Below are 14,612 nucleotides of genomic sequence, written 5' to 3'. Positions count from 1 at the left end.
ATCAAATCAGAAGGTATGCTTAGAAATTAGAAGCAAAAAGGATTTAATTTGATATTAAGGCCGTTTTTTAGGCTAATATACCCGTAAAATTCTGTAAATCAAGAGTTGATTATCATGAGTTGCTCTGCTATTATCTCCCGGTCTTTTTGATGTGACAAAATGTTGCAAATTTAAGGTAAGCCGATATAGCTCAGTTGGTAGAGCATCTCACTTGTAATGAGAATGTCCTCCGTTCGATTCGGGGTATCGGCTCCAAAAAAAATGGTGGGGTTCCCGAGTGGTCAAAGGGATCAGACTGTAAATCTGACGGCTCAGCCTTCGGAGGTTCAAATCCTCCCCCCACCACCAGTATGTTGTGTAGGAGATCTTAAAGCGTTGTTTTGGTGGATCGTTACTACATGGCTAATTATAACGGTTAGCTATTTTAGTTCATTATTTGCGGGAGTAGCTCAGTTGGTAGAGCTTCAGCCTTCCAAGCTGAATGTCGCGAGTTCGAATCTCGTCTCCCGCTCCACTTCTTTCGATCTTCACTTGAATAATGGTTTGAGTTAAAATTTAATTAATTTGAATCGCCTTTTCGGGCCCATGTAGCTCAGTCGGTAGAGCGCTTCCTTGGTAAGGAAGAGGTTCACCAGTTCGATTCTGGTCATGGGCTCCAAAACAACGGCAGAAGGAGCTAATTTAGGATGGCTAAAGAAAAATTTGAGCGGACCAAGCCGCATGTGAACATAGGAACAATCGGTCATATTGACCATGGAAAGACTACGCTTACAGCAGCGATCACCAAACTTGCAGCAATGGGTGGTCATGGTACATATGTGCCGTTTGATGAGATTGACAAGGCGCCCGAGGAAAGAGAGCGTGGTATTACAATAGCAACAGCTCATGTGGAATACGAGACAGCCAATCGTCACTACGCACATGTGGACTGTCCCGGCCATGCTGACTATATCAAGAACATGATCACAGGGGCAGCCCAGATGGACGGTGCGGTTCTTGTGGTAAGTGCTGATGACGGTCCAATGCCGCAGACAAGAGAGCATATTCTTCTTGCCCGGCAGGTAGGTGTTCCCTCGATTGTTGTGTTTTTGAACAAATGCGACATGGTGGATGACGAAGAATTGATTGAGCTGGTTGAAATGGAGCTTCAGGAGCTTCTTGATACCTATGAATTTCCCGGCGACACAACACCGATTATCAGAGGCAGTGCGCTTAAAGCGCTTGAAGTGGAAAGTGCGGATGATGAAGCTGCCAAACCGATTTTTGAGCTTCTTGATGTTCTTGACTCTTATGTTGCAGAGCCTGAAAGAGATACCGCAAAACCATTTCTGATGCCCATTGAGGATGTATTCAGTATTTCGGGTCGTGGAACTGTTGTTACCGGAAGAATTGAACGTGGTATTATTAAAACCGGTGAAGAGGTTGAAATTGTCGGTATCAGGGATACTGCCAAAACAGTGTGTACCGGTGTTGAAATGTTCAGAAAACTTCTGGATGAGGGTCAGGCAGGCGATAATGTCGGGCTTCTGCTTCGCGGAACCAAACGTGACCAGGTCGAAAGAGGACAGGTTGTGGCCAAACCCGGAACAATTACTCCTCATACGAAATTCAAAGCAGAAATGTATGCATTGAGCAAAGAAGAAGGTGGTCGTCATACTCCGTTTTTCAGTGGTTACAGACCCCAGTTCTTTTTCAGAACAACAGATATTACGGGTGTTTTGACTCTTGACGAAGGCGTGGAAATGATCATGCCAGGGGATAATGCAACTATTAACGTGGAATTGATTAATCCCATTGCAATGGAAAAAGAACTCCGCTTTGCAATCAGAGAGGGTGGACGTACCGTTGGCGCCGGTGTTATCGGTGAAATTGTAGAGTAGAGTCCTAAGGAGTTGATATGGACAGAGTGATCATTGCTCTTGCTTGTACAGAGTGCAAGAGAAGAAATTATACAACGACTAAGAATAAGCGGAAAACTCCTGATAAAATAGAGTTTAAAAAATACTGTAAATTCTGTAATAAGCATGTGATGCATAAAGAGACAAAGGTTAAATAATAATAGTTTGCAGGTCAGTAGCTCTAATTGGTAGAGCGCCAGACTCCAAATCTGGATGTTGGGGGTTCGACCCCCTCCTGACCTGCCATATTTTAAATTATGCCCCTATGTTTGGTTAAAAGGACTCGGGTGGCAAAGTTGACTTAGGAGTTTTATGTCACGGTTACAGAAAAAGAAAGCTTTAAGTGAAAAGAAGAAGAAGCCTGTGACGGAAAATCAGACAGATTTATCTGCCGGGTCTTCAAAATTTTCAAGTTCAAAATCGTCAACTGTGACAAGCCCTTTGAAAGCAAAGCGGGAAAAAAACTTGGCTGATGCTAAAGTCGGTGAGCCAAATTTTATCCAAAAGGCAATGGAATTTTTCAGGGAGGTCAAGGTTGAGTTGAAAAAGGTAACTTGGCCGACAAAAAAACAGACAACCGGTACAACCGTTGTTGTGATTGTTTTTGTTTTTGTTGTTGCAGCGTTTCTCGGGCTTTTTGATCTCGGCCTTTCTAAGCTCGTTCAGGTTGTCCTGACATAAAATAAGGGAAGTAACATGTCTCTAAAATGGTATGTCGTGCATGTATATTCAGGTCATGAGCAAAAAGTAAAACTTACTTTGGAAGAAAAAATAGAAACTTCCAAACATCCTGAGAAATTTGCTGAGATTCTTATTCCGACGGAAAATATTGTTGAGCTTGTAGATGGAAAGAAAAAAGAATCTTCGAGAAAATTTTATCCTGGGTATATTTTGGTCAGGATGCATCTGGATAATGAGACATGGCATATTGTAACTTCCACTGCAAAAGTTACTGGTTTTCTGGGTGGAAAAAACAAGCCGGCACCCATAAGTGACAAAGAGGCTCAAAGCATTGTTGATAAGATGCAGCAAGGTAAGAATAAGCCTCAACCAAAATACTTTTTTGAACCTGGAGATGATGTCAGGGTTATTGACGGACCGTTTTCAAATTTTAATGGTACTGTGGAAGATGTGTCTCCTGACAAGGAAAAAATTAAAGTTCTGGTCAGTATTTTTGGACGTGCAACCCCTGTGGAACTTAATTTTATACAGGTTACCAAAATATAATACCAAGATATAATATGGTTAAATAGTTAGTTTCAGGAGTTAAAAATAATGGCAAAAAAAGTAATGACACAAATAAAGCTTCAGGTTGAAGCAGGAAAAGCCAATCCATCTCCCCCCATCGGTCCTGCCTTGGGTCAGCATGGCGTAAATATTATGGATTTTTGCAAAGCTTTTAATGCAAAAACCGCCAATGATGCGGGATCTATTATTCCTGTTGTCATAACGGTTTACCAGGACAGGTCTTTCAGCTTTATTACCAAAACGCCACCAGCATCAAGATTGTTGCTGGCTGCCGCAAAAATTGCAAAAGGATCGGGAGAACCCAATCGGGATAAGGTCGGAAAAGTGACCAAAGATCAGCTTATTGCAATTGCCGAAACCAAAAAAGAAGACTTAAACGCCTCAGACATTGACGCAGCTGTTAAAATTATTGCAGGTACAGCTAGAAGCATGGGGATAGAAGTAGTTTAACTTTAAGTAAAAGAGTGATGAAAAATGCCAAAGCGGAGTAAAAAACATACAGAAGCACTTAAAAAGGTCGATAGACTGGTCCAGTACGATCCAATAAATGCCTTGGAACTGGCAGTTTCTTCAAGCTATGTAAAGTTTGATGAAACAGTTGATGTTGCCGTAAGATTAGGCGTTGATCCGCGGCATGCCGATCAAATGGTTCGCGGTACTGTCATATTGCCCAACGGGCTTGGTAAAGAAGTAAAAGTATTGGTTTTTGCAAAAGGTGAAAAGGAAAAAGAAGCACTGGATGCAGGAGCTGATTTTATTGCGGATGATGAGACCATAAAAAAGATTCAAGACGGATGGTTTGGTTTTGATAAAGCCATTGCGACTCCTGATATGATGGGTGCTGTTGGGAAGTTAGGTCGTATACTCGGGCCTCGCGGACTGATGCCAAATGCTAAAACAGGAACGGTTACCTTTGAACTTGAAAAAGCGATAAATGAGTTAAAAGCAGGTAAAATTGAATTTCGAGTAGAAAAAGCCGGTATCGTTCATGTACCAGTCGGAAAGGTTTCTTTTGGGGCACAAAAATTACTTGAAAACGTCAAAGCCTTTATAGATAAGTTGGTAGCACTGAAACCTGCAGCCAGCAAAGGGACTTACTTGAAAACAATCAGCGTGTCTTCGACAATGGGTCCTGGTATAAAAGTGGATCCCCTATTGGTAAAATAGATTGTTTAAATAGATTTTTAACCCTGTCATAGACAGTAGGTGCGCTTGTATTTTGAAAGTGCATAATCGGATTTGCCGGCCTGCCGAGACAGAAGATAATAAAATTTTGTTTTGGTTTAGTTGGCACCTTCGTCAAAAATATTATTAATGGAAGGAGGTGTAATAAAAATGCTGAATATTTCCCAAAAAAAAGAACAGGTTAAAAGGCTATCCCAGGAATTTTCTGAATCTGAGATTTCAATACTGGTGGACTATAAAGGTTTGGATGTATTGAAAATGACGGATCTTCGTTTGCGTCTCAGAAATGAGGGTGTTCGAATTGAAGTTGTAAAAAATACTTTGTTGAAAAGGGCATCTGAAGGTACGGATGCAGCCTTGATGAAAGATTTTTACAAAGGTCCCAATGCCATTGTTTTATCACAAGATGATCCGGTTGCTCCGGCAAGGATTCTGGTTGATTTTGCCAAAGATAACGATAAGCTTGAAATTAAAGCAGGTGCATTAGCAGGAAAGCTTCTCAATTCTGAAGAGATAAAACAACTGGCGAAAATGCCATCCAGAGAAGAGCTTCTCGGTAAGCTGGTTTATACGCTTAATGCGGTTCCAACCTCAATCGTCAATGTTCTTTCCGCTGTTCCACGATCTTTTGTTAATGTTCTCAATGCTATTAAAGATCAAAAAGAAGCTGCATAAGCAAGCATATATAAAATTTTAGAAAAAGACATTCCATACAGTTTTATTTAGGAGAAAAAAAATGGCCGATACTACAAAAGAAGATGTAATTGAATTCATATCCAGCATGAGTGTTCTTGAACTTTCCGAGCTTGTGACAGAGCTTGAAGATAAATTTGGTGTAACTGCTGCCGCCCCCATGGCATTTGCAGGCGGTGCAATGCCTGCTGTTGGCGATGCAGGTGCTGCGGCAGAAGAACAGACCGAATTTGACGTTATCCTTGAGACCTTTGGCGATAAAAAAATTAACGTTATCAAAGAAGTAAGAGCGATTACAGGGCTTGGTCTTAAAGAAGCCAAAGCTTTAGTGGAAGAAGCGCCTAAAGCAATTAAAGAAGGAATTCCAAAAGAAGAAGCTGATAAAATTAAAGAACAATTAGAAGGAGCCGGGGCTCAGGTTTCTGTAAAATAGTTTTATGAAATAAGTTAGCTTACAAAGATTTAAGCTGCATAAAATTTATGCGGGGGCAAGGCAATAGTGCCATGTCTCCGCTTTTACGGTTGGAAAAACTCACACTGGGAGATATCATGACCGGTAGTCTTTTGACAAATAAGCGTATTAGAAAAGAGTTTGGCAGCAGAAGAAAAATAATTGATATTCCTGATTTGATAGGCATGCAACGAAATTCTTATGAGAGTTTCCTTCAAAAAGATGTTTTGCCTGAAGAAAGGGAAGTAAAAGGACTCCATGCTGTTTTTAAATCTGTTTTTCCTATTAAGGATTTTACAGATACATCATCATTGGAATATGTTTCGTATTCCTTTGGTGAATCAAAGCATTCCATGAAAGAATGTACTTCAAGAGGAATGACCTATGATATTCCGGTGAATATCAAGGTCCGGCTTGTTGTTTATGACAATGACAAGGACACGGGGATTTCAACGATTCGAGATATTAAGGAACAAGAGATTTATTTTGGTACCATCCCCTTGATGACCCGGCAGGGAACCTTTATTGTTAATGGAACTGAAAGAGCTGTCGTAAGCCAGTTACATCGTTCCTCAGGTGTATTTTTCGATCATGATAAAGGGAAAAATTATTCTACGGGAAAAATTATTTATAATGCCCGAATTATTCCTGTCAGAGGATCCTGGATTGATATGGAAATTGATGCCAAGGATATTGTTTATATAAGAATAGACAGGCGGCGAAAATTTCCAGTGTCTATCCTTTTTAAGGCCTTTGGCTATACCAGTGAAGATATTTTGGATTTCTTCTATAACCAAGAACATATTATTAAAAAGGATGGATCGTTTTTTAAAGAGTTTTCCCAGGAAAATCTCAAGCGCCAAAGAGCCAGTTTTGATATCAAATCTCCAAAGACAGGAGAGATTATCGTCAAAAAAGGAAGAATCTTTACAAAACGAGCGTTACGACAGCTGGCTGACGATGGGCTTGATTATATTCCCATCTCGGAAAGTGAATTGATTGGAAAAGCTTTTGCAGAGAATATTGTTGACGATGAAACCCAGGAGATAATTTTAAAGGCTGGCGATCTGATTGGCGAAGACAGCTTTGAATATATGCTGGAAAAACAGATCAATGACTTTAATATTCTTTATGTTGATCCCAGAAGTTCTGATTCCATAAGGAAAACCCTTGTTTTAGACAAAATGGAGAAAAAAGAAGAAGCCTTAATGGATATCTACCGGCGGCTTCGACCCGGAAATCCTGCAACCATTGAAGTTGCACAGGATTTTGTCGATCATCTTTTTTTCAGGCAGGCGTATTACGACCTGTCAAAAGTAGGACGTTTGAAAATGAACCATCGTCTAGGTGTTGATACCAAGATTGATGTGAAAACATTGCGAAAAGAAGATGTGCTGCTAACAGCAGCAACTTTGGTTGAACTCAAAGACACCCAGGGCCAGGTCGATGATATTGACCATCTGGGCAACAGGCGTGTTCGCGCCGTGGGCGAGCTTCTTGAAAATCATTATCGAATCGGGCTTGTCAGGATGGAAAGAGCCATCAAGGAAAAAATGAGCATGCAGGAAGTGGATGCCATGATGCCCCATGATTTGATTAATCCAAAACCTGTTTCAGCCGTTGTCAGGGAATTTTTTGGTACTTCCCAGCTATCCCAATTCATGGATCAGACAAATCCGCTGTCTGAAACAACTCATAAAAGACGATTGTCCGCGCTTGGACCAGGTGGTTTGACACGAGAAAGAGCTGGTTTTGAAGTACGAGACGTTCATCCGTCTCATTATGGAAGAATTTGTCCGATTGAAACGCCGGAAGGACCGAATATCGGATTGATCGTTTCTTTGTGTACCTATGCAAGGGTCAATGATTTTGGTTTTATTGAAACGCCTTACAGGATTGCCAGTGACGGAAATGCATCCAGGGAAATTAAGCATTTAACAGCCTTTGAAGAAAAGGATCACCCCATTGGACAGGCAAATGCACCCCTTGACATTGATGGTAATTTTTTAAATCCTCTGGTTTCTTCACGGGTTGACGGTGAATTTGAAATGATTGAAAATCAGGATGTCAAATTCATGGATGTCTCACCAAACCAGCTGGTATCCGTGTCTGCGGCCCTGATCCCGTTTCTGGAGAATGATGATGCCAACAGGGCGTTGATGGGGTCTAATATGCAGCGTCAGGCAGTGCCGTTGATTAAAAGTGAAGCACCTCTGGTCGGTACTGGAATGGAAAGTGTTGTTGCTCGTGATTCCGGCGTTACCATTGTAGCGGATTATGACGGTGTCGTAGTTGAGGTGGATTCAAAACGGATTGTTGTCCGAAATGATGACCCGGATATCCAGGCAGACAATTTTGAGAAAGTCGTATCTATTTATAATTGTACGAAGTTTGTCCGTTCTAACCAGAATACCTGTTTTAATCACAGGCCGATTGTTGAAAAAGGTGAAACCGTCAAAAAAGGTCAGGTGATTGCAGATGGCCCGTCCACAGAAATGGGGGAACTGGCCCTTGGGAAAAATGTCACGGTCGCATTTATGCCCTGGGACGGATACAACTATGAGGACTCTATCCTTGTCAGTGAACGTCTTGTGAAAGATGCTGTTTATACATCTGTCCATGTTGAAGAGTTTGAGGTTCTTGCCCGCGATACAAAATTAGGTAAAGAGGAAATCACCCGTGATATTCCCAATGTAGGAGAAGATGCCTTAAAAAATCTTGATGAGAGCGGTATTATTCGCCTGGGTGCCGAAGTTGTATCCGGTGATATCCTTGTGGGTAAAATTACACCAAAAGGTGAAACTCAACTTTCTCCGGAAGAAAAATTGCTTCGGGCCATTTTTGGTGAAAAAGCAGGAGATGTTAAAGACACTTCTCTTTGCGTACCACCCGGAGTAAAAGGTAAAGTCATTGATGCAAGGGTTTTCTCACGAAGGGGGCTTTCAAAAGATGACCGTACACGGCTCATTGAAGACAATGAAATAGAAAAACTTGAAAAAGACAGGGATGATGAAATTAAAATCATTTCAAGTGTGGCTCAGGAAAAAGTTGAATCCATTCTTGAGGGCCATGATATTATTTCTGATCTTGAAAAGTCGGGAAGGGTACTGGTTAAATCCGGCACCACTGTAAAATTAGGGCTTTTTGCTGATATTCCCATGTCTGTGCTGGTTCATGTTGCCGTTAAAGATGCAGTGATTACGGAAAAGGCCCAGGTTATATTAGAGAGTGCCCAAAGGCAAATTAAAAAAGCCAGGGACCATTTTAACCGTCAGGTATCCCGTTTTGAAAAAGGGGACGATCTTCCGCCCGGCGTACTGAAAATGATCAAAATAAGCGTTGCCATGGAAAGGGTTCTTTCCGTTGGCGATAAAATGGCTGGTCGACATGGGAACAAAGGGGTTGTTTCTAGAATTTTAAGGATGGAAGATTTACCTTACTTTGAGGATGGCAGGCCGGTTGATATGGTTCTCAATCCCTTGGGGGTTCCATCCCGTATGAATGTGGGCCAGATATTGGAAATTCATTTGGGACATGCTGCTTTTGGGTTGGGGCAGCGCATTGATGAAATGCTTAACCAAATGAAACTCGATAAATTAAGGGAAAAAGTAATTGAAATTTTTTCAATGACCGAAGCCCAGAAAGTAAATTTTAAAGAGGATGCACTGGCGGAAAAAATTAAAAATTTTTCTGATAAGGAACTTATTGATTTTGCATGCTTTTACAGAAACGGTGTACACATGGCCACTCCGGTTTTTGACGGGGCAAGTGAAGATGAGATAAAATATCTGATTGATGCCGCCGGATTTGACAAGTCCGGTCAATCCGTACTATACGACGGCAGAACCGGCGAGCCTTTTGACAGACCGGTAACCGTCGGCACCATGTATATGCTTAAACTCCACCATCTGGTTGATGATAAACTTCATGCTCGATCCATTGGTCCGTATTCCCTGGTTACCCAGCAGCCACTCGGAGGTAAAGCTCAGTTTGGCGGACAGAGGCTGGGTGAAATGGAAGTCTGGGCAATGGAAGCCTATGGCGCTGCCCATGCATTACAGGAATTTTTGACTGTCAAGTCCGATGATATGACAGGAAGAACTCGGATGTATGAAAAAATAGTTAAAGGCCAGAACGTTCTTGAGCCCGGGATGCCTGAATCTTTCAGGGTTCTTTGCAAAGAGCTGAATAGTCTGGGTTTGGATATGAATCTTATAGAAGGAAAAAAATAAGGAGAAGACATTGGATAATATATACGATTTCTTCGCAAAACCAAAAGATCCTAAGATTTATAAGGGCGTTCAAATAACCCTTGCATCTTCAGACCAGATTAGAGAGTGGTCTCATGGTGAAATCAAAAAACCGGAAACCATAAATTACCGGACATTCAAGCCGGAAAGAGACGGACTTTTTTGTGCAAAGGTATTCGGTCCTACCAAGGATTACGAGTGCAATTGCGGTAAATACAAACGTATGAAACATCGCGGGGTTGTGTGTGAAAAATGCGGTGTTGAAGTAATTCAGTCCAAAGTGCGGCGAGAGAGGATGGCACATATCGAACTTGCTTCTCCGGTGTCTCACATCTGGTTTTTGAAAAGTCTTCCCAGCAAAATAGGCAATGTTCTTGATTTGACATTAAAAAATCTTGAAAAAGTTCTTTATTTTGACTCCTATCTTGTGATTGATCCCAAAGATACGGGTTTGAAAAAACTTCAACTTCTGTCAGATGATCAATATTATGAGGCTGTGGAAACTTTTGGTGATGACTTCGAGGCTGGTATTGGTGCAGAAGCCATTTTAAAGTTGCTCGAAGATATTAACCTTCAAGAGGTTCATGATGAACTTAAAGAAGAGATCAGCCTGACCAAATCCGTTGCCAAGAAACAAAAAATGGCCAAGCGCCTTAAAGTTATTGATGCATTTTTGACCTCGGGGATTGAGCCCACACGGATGATTTTGACGGCCTGTCCCATTTTGCCGCCGGATTTAAGGCCGCTTGTGCCTCTTGAAGGTGGGCGGTTTGCGACATCTGATTTAAATGACTTGTATCGCAGGGTATTAAACAGAAACAACCGTCTGAAAAGATTGGTAGACCTTAATGCACCTGATATCATTGTCAGAAATGAAAAAAGGATGCTTCAGGAAGCCGTAGATGTGCTGTTTGATAATGGTCGTCACGGAAGGGTGGTGACCGGGACCAATAAGCGGCCGTTAAAGTCTTTAAGTGACACATTAAAAGGAAAACAGGGCAGGTTCAGACAGAATCTGCTTGGCAAGCGTGTGGATTACTCCGGTCGTACCGTTATTACAGTTGGTTCTGAACTGCGGCTTCATCAATGCGGTATCCCTAAAAAGATGGCTCTGGAGCTGTTTAAGCCTTTTATTTATAATTATCTTGAACAAAAAGGCCTTGTTTCAACGGTTAAAAGTGCTAAAAAAATGGTTGAACGTGAGGAGACCGAGGTTTGGGATGCACTTGAATCTGTTGTAAAAGAATATCCGGTGATGCTCAACCGCGCACCCACACTCCATCGTCTCGGGTTTCAGGCATTTGAGCCTGTGCTGATCGAAGGGAAAGCCATTCAGCTTCATCCATTGGTTTGTCCTGCATTTAATGCAGACTTTGATGGTGATCAGATGGCGGTTCATGTGCCACTTTCCCTTGAGTCTCAGCTTGAGGCAAGGATTATGATGCTGTCTACAAACAATATTCTTTCTCCTGCAAATGGTCAGCCGATTATAGTACCGACCCAGGATATTGTGCTGGGTATTTATTATATGACTCGAGCCGTGCAGAATCAAAAAGGTTCTGGGGTTAGTTTTTCAAGTATTGAAGAAGTAAGATATGCGTTTGATTCAGGGGAACTTTCGCTTCATGCCAAAATTAAAGTTCGAATTGATGGTGAAATGTATGATACCACAACGGGTCGAATTCTTCTTTGGGAATCCATTCCAGGTGATACGCTTTTGTCATTGAGCAGGATCAGAACCCAAACCCTGGAAGATGCTGAAGCCGCAATGGAAGAATTAAAAGCCGGCAATGATTTTGATAAGGTTTTAAAAAAATATTCTGACGATGAGATTAAAAAGACCAAAGGAAAAACAGGTCTTCTTACCAGAAAGGAATTTAAAAATATATTTCAGGTGTCGGAGATTGTTGTTGAACAATTCTATGGTCTCAAAGAGGGTCAGTTTACGGATGTCAGAAAAGTGGGGAATTATTATACCATATTTAAAGTGGATGAACGAGAGACCACTTTGCCCTTCAATCTTGTTAACAAGCTTATGGACAAGTCTTCTATTGTTAAACTGATCGACTATGCATACCGTAATATCGGGTTAAAGGAAACCGTTATTCTTTCTGATCGGCTCAAGGATATAGGGTATAAATATTCGACTCTGGGAGGTTTGTCAATTTGTATAGACGATATGATTATCCCGGATGAAAAATGGGAAATTATTGCCAAATCAGAAAAAAATATTGAAGATATAAAAAATCAGTATTCCGAAGGATTGATTACTCAGGGTGAAAAGTATAATAAGGTGGTCGATATCTGGGCTCAGGCAACGGATGATATTGCCAATGCCATGATGGAAGTCATGAAAAATCCGACACGCGGAAAGATTGACGGGTCACCTGAAGATTATAATGCAGTGTATGTCATGGCTGACTCCGGGGCTCGAGGCAGTAAGGATCAGATGCGTCAGCTGGCAGGGATGAGGGGTTTGATGGCCAAACCGTCCGGTGAGATTATTGAAAATCCGATTACCGCCTGTTTCCGGGAAGGCCTGTCCGTACTGCAGTATTTTATTTCAACACATGGTGCGCGCAAGGGATTGGCTGATACGGCCTTGAAGACCGCAAACTCTGGATATCTTACAAGACGTCTGGCTGATGTGGGTCAGGACTGTACCATTGTTGAAATTGATTGCGGTACTATTAATGGTATTGAGGTTGAAGCATTGTACGAGGGGGGGGAAATTATTCAAACCCTTGGCGAGAGAATCCTTGGAAGGGTGACTCAGGAAGATATCCGGGATCCTTACTCGGATGAATTTATTGTTGGCGTGGACACCGAACTTGAGGAAAGCCATGTCAAAAGAATAGAAGAAGCCGGAGTTCAGAAAGTTAAAATTCGTTCCGTTCTGACGTGTAATTCAAAAAATGGTGTTTGTTCCAGGTGCTACGGAAGGGATCTTGCCCATGGTGTAACTGTTGAAATCGGTCAAGCCATTGGTATTGTTGCGGCTCAGTCCATTGGTGAACCTGGAACTCAGTTGACCATGAGAACCTTCCATATTGGTGGTACTGCTTCAAGAAAGGTAGAGGTTGCGGAAATCAAGGCCAGGGTTGGAGGTATACTGAAATACAATGAAGATATCCAGACGGTAATTTCTGCTGAAAATGAAGTAATAGTAATGAACCGGAAAGGTGCCGGTATTAACATTGTTGGAGAAGAAGGGCGTGAAAGAGCTAAAGAGACGGTTATTTATGGTGCAACCCTTCATCTTAAAGATGGTCAGCAAGTCCAACCAGGGGATGTGATCGCCACATGGGATCCGTTTACCACGCCGATTATCACGGAAGTATCCGGTCGTGTTAGATTTGCCGACATAGAGGTCGGAAACACGGTTCAAGAACAAATCGACCCTGTAACCGGAAAAGTTTCCCGTACAATCACAGAAGGGAAAGATAGTGAGATTCGTCCCAGAATTACCATTAAGGACAAAGAGGGAAAAGCGGTTAAGCTTCCCAAGTCCAAGACTTCTGCCAGATATTATTTGCCTGTGAATGCCATTCTTACGGTTGAAGAAGACGAACAGATTATGGCGGGGGATGTAATTGCAAAATTGCCCAGGGCGACCACAAAAACAAAGGACATTACCGGTGGGCTTCCAAGAGTTGCCGAATTGTTTGAAGTCAGAAAACCAAAAGATCCGGGTATGCTGACTGAGATTGACGGATATGTCTTGGTGTCCAAAGGTACAAAGGGAAGGCAGAAAGTCACGATCACCCCGACGGATGTTGGAGGAAAGAAAGAATACGCCATTCCAAAAGGTCAACATGTTACGGTCTATGATGGTGATTATGTAAAGGCGGGTGATCCGCTGATTGCCGGAAGTGCAAATCCCCAGGATATTATGAACATCAAGGGAGAAGTTGCTTTGGCAAAATATCTGGTGGACGAGGTGCAGGAGGTTTACAGGCTTCAGGGTGTAAGGATTAATGACAAACATATTGAGGTGGTTATCCGTCAGATGATGAGACGGGTAAAGGTCATTGAGACAGGTGATACCAACTTTATTCCGGATGAACAGGTCGACAGGATTCATTTTGCAGAAGTCAATCGGGAAGTAGCCGGTATGGGTGGTGAAACCGCAAAAGGGGAGCCGTTAATTCTTGGTATTACAAAAGCATCATTATCTACTGATAGTTTTCTTTCAGCCGCATCATTCCAGGAAACAACAAAAGTGCTGACTCTTGCTGCTATAGAGGGTAAGTATGACGGCCTTAAAGGATTGAAAGAAAATGTTGTGATGGGTCGTATTATACCTGCAGGGACGGGTTTCCCGGGATACAGCGACGTAGAAGTTGCTTTGGGTGACGTAGCGCAAGTTTGATTAATAAAAAAACTTGACAATTTTAATAAGTGAAAGTAAAATTAAACATTTTGTCGTGTATGACAATGGTTTAAATTTGATAAGGAGCGTAAAGGAAAGTTATGCCGACCATTAATCAATTGGTTCGAAAAGGTAGAAAAAAAGCAGAAAAAAAGGTTAGTACCCCTGCTTTAAAGGGTGGTCCTCAGAAACGTGGTGTTTGTACCAGGGTGTACACGTCAACTCCAAAGAAACCTAACTCTGCTTTGAGAAAAGTAGCCAGGGTTCGTTTGACTACTGGAATGGAAGTTGCTGCATACATACCCGGCATGGGGCATAACCTTCAGGAGCATTCTGTGGTTCTTGTCAGGGGTGGCAGAGTAAAGGATCTTCCAGGTGTTCGCTATCATATTGTCAGGGGCGCTCTTGATACTTTGGGTGTTGATGACAGGCGGCAGGGCAGGTCAAAATACGGAGCAAAGAGACCTAAATAAGCAACTTGGAGCAGATTTTAGTCTGTTCCTTATATATAAGCA

Annotated in this window: 11 protein-coding genes and 5 tRNA genes; all 16 read left to right on the top strand. The window is 42.0% G+C overall.

Annotated elements, in window-relative coordinates; genetic code table 11:
• Positions 1 to 179: 179 nt before the first annotated feature.
• Positions 180 to 255, top strand: a tRNA-Thr gene (locus tag TOL2_RS18650).
• An 8-nt stretch (positions 256 to 263) separates the two neighbouring features.
• Positions 264 to 348, top strand: a tRNA-Tyr gene (locus TOL2_RS18645).
• Positions 349 to 438: 90 nt separating this feature from the next.
• Positions 439 to 514, top strand: a tRNA-Gly gene (locus TOL2_RS18640).
• A gap of 67 nt (positions 515 to 581) precedes the next feature.
• Positions 582 to 658 (top strand) — tRNA-Thr (locus TOL2_RS18635).
• A 28-nt stretch (positions 659 to 686) separates the two neighbouring features.
• Positions 687 to 1,880, top strand: a complete 1,194-nt coding sequence (tuf, locus tag TOL2_RS18630) for an elongation factor Tu (RefSeq protein WP_014958831.1) — start codon at positions 687 to 689, stop codon at positions 1,878 to 1,880.
• A gap of 17 nt (positions 1,881 to 1,897) precedes the next feature.
• Positions 1,898 to 2,056, top strand: coding sequence for a 50S ribosomal protein L33 (rpmG, locus tag TOL2_RS18625; protein WP_014958841.1), 159 nt, complete (start codon positions 1,898 to 1,900; stop codon positions 2,054 to 2,056).
• An 11-nt stretch (positions 2,057 to 2,067) separates the two neighbouring features.
• Positions 2,068 to 2,144 (top strand) — tRNA-Trp (locus tag TOL2_RS18620).
• 66 nt (positions 2,145 to 2,210) lie between these two features.
• A complete protein-coding gene (gene secE, locus TOL2_RS18615; protein WP_014958840.1) occupies positions 2,211 to 2,579 on the top strand; it encodes a preprotein translocase subunit SecE in 369 nt (122 codons plus the stop codon).
• A gap of 15 nt (positions 2,580 to 2,594) precedes the next feature.
• Positions 2,595 to 3,125: a transcription termination/antitermination protein NusG gene (gene nusG, locus TOL2_RS18610; protein ID WP_014958839.1), complete on the top strand. Its 531-nt coding sequence runs from the start codon at positions 2,595 to 2,597 to the stop codon at positions 3,123 to 3,125.
• 48 nt (positions 3,126 to 3,173) lie between these two features.
• Positions 3,174 to 3,596: a 50S ribosomal protein L11 gene (rplK, locus tag TOL2_RS18605; protein ID WP_014958838.1), complete on the top strand. Its 423-nt coding sequence runs from the start codon at positions 3,174 to 3,176 to the stop codon at positions 3,594 to 3,596.
• Positions 3,597 to 3,620: 24 nt separating this feature from the next.
• A complete protein-coding gene (rplA, locus tag TOL2_RS18600) occupies positions 3,621 to 4,313 on the top strand; it encodes a 50S ribosomal protein L1 (RefSeq protein WP_014958837.1) in 693 nt (230 codons plus the stop codon).
• A gap of 168 nt (positions 4,314 to 4,481) precedes the next feature.
• A complete protein-coding gene (gene rplJ / locus TOL2_RS18595) occupies positions 4,482 to 5,006 on the top strand; it encodes a 50S ribosomal protein L10 (protein ID WP_014958836.1) in 525 nt (174 codons plus the stop codon).
• Between the two features lie 61 nt (positions 5,007 to 5,067).
• On the top strand, positions 5,068 to 5,457 hold the full coding sequence (rplL, locus tag TOL2_RS18590) for a 50S ribosomal protein L7/L12 (RefSeq protein ID WP_014958835.1): 390 nt from the start codon (positions 5,068 to 5,070) through the stop codon (positions 5,455 to 5,457).
• A gap of 116 nt (positions 5,458 to 5,573) precedes the next feature.
• A complete protein-coding gene (rpoB, locus tag TOL2_RS18585; RefSeq protein WP_014958834.1) occupies positions 5,574 to 9,707 on the top strand; it encodes a DNA-directed RNA polymerase subunit beta in 4,134 nt (1,377 codons plus the stop codon).
• Positions 9,708 to 9,717: 10 nt separating this feature from the next.
• Positions 9,718 to 14,097 carry a DNA-directed RNA polymerase subunit beta' gene (gene rpoC / locus TOL2_RS18580; protein WP_014958833.1) on the top strand — a complete coding sequence of 1,460 codons (4,380 nt, stop codon included), beginning with the start codon at positions 9,718 to 9,720 and terminating at the stop codon, positions 14,095 to 14,097.
• Between the two features lie 101 nt (positions 14,098 to 14,198).
• Positions 14,199 to 14,570, top strand: a complete 372-nt coding sequence (rpsL, locus tag TOL2_RS18575) for a 30S ribosomal protein S12 (RefSeq protein ID WP_041279619.1) — start codon at positions 14,199 to 14,201, stop codon at positions 14,568 to 14,570.
• The last annotated feature ends 42 nt before the right edge of the window (positions 14,571 to 14,612 follow it).

Origin of the sequence: Desulfobacula toluolica Tol2 (genome assembly GCF_000307105.1) — a bacterium.
Taxonomy (GTDB): Bacteria; Desulfobacterota; Desulfobacteria; order Desulfobacterales; family Desulfobacteraceae; genus Desulfobacula; species Desulfobacula toluolica.
Note: the sequence above shows the minus strand (reverse complement) of the source record. Positions and strands in the feature narration are given on the sequence as shown.

Excerpts from the sequence above, each read along its gene's own strand:
- rpmG (WP_014958841.1), top strand. The coding sequence starts at position 1,898 with ATGGACAGAGTGATCATTGCTCTTGCTTGTACAGAGTGCAAGAGAAGA.
- rplA (WP_014958837.1), top strand. The coding sequence starts at position 3,621 with ATGCCAAAGCGGAGTAAAAAACATACAGAAGCACTTAAAAAGGTCGAT.
- tuf (WP_014958831.1), top strand. The coding sequence starts at position 687 with ATGGCTAAAGAAAAATTTGAGCGGACCAAGCCGCATGTGAACATAGGA.
- nusG (WP_014958839.1), top strand. The coding sequence starts at position 2,595 with ATGTCTCTAAAATGGTATGTCGTGCATGTATATTCAGGTCATGAGCAA.
- rpoB (WP_014958834.1), top strand. The coding sequence starts at position 5,574 with ATGACCGGTAGTCTTTTGACAAATAAGCGTATTAGAAAAGAGTTTGGC.
- rplL (WP_014958835.1), top strand. The coding sequence starts at position 5,068 with ATGGCCGATACTACAAAAGAAGATGTAATTGAATTCATATCCAGCATG.
- rpsL (WP_041279619.1), top strand. The coding sequence starts at position 14,199 with ATGCCGACCATTAATCAATTGGTTCGAAAAGGTAGAAAAAAAGCAGAA.
- rplK (WP_014958838.1), top strand. The coding sequence starts at position 3,174 with ATGGCAAAAAAAGTAATGACACAAATAAAGCTTCAGGTTGAAGCAGGA.
- rplJ (WP_014958836.1), top strand. The coding sequence starts at position 4,482 with ATGCTGAATATTTCCCAAAAAAAAGAACAGGTTAAAAGGCTATCCCAG.
- secE (WP_014958840.1), top strand. The coding sequence starts at position 2,211 with ATGTCACGGTTACAGAAAAAGAAAGCTTTAAGTGAAAAGAAGAAGAAG.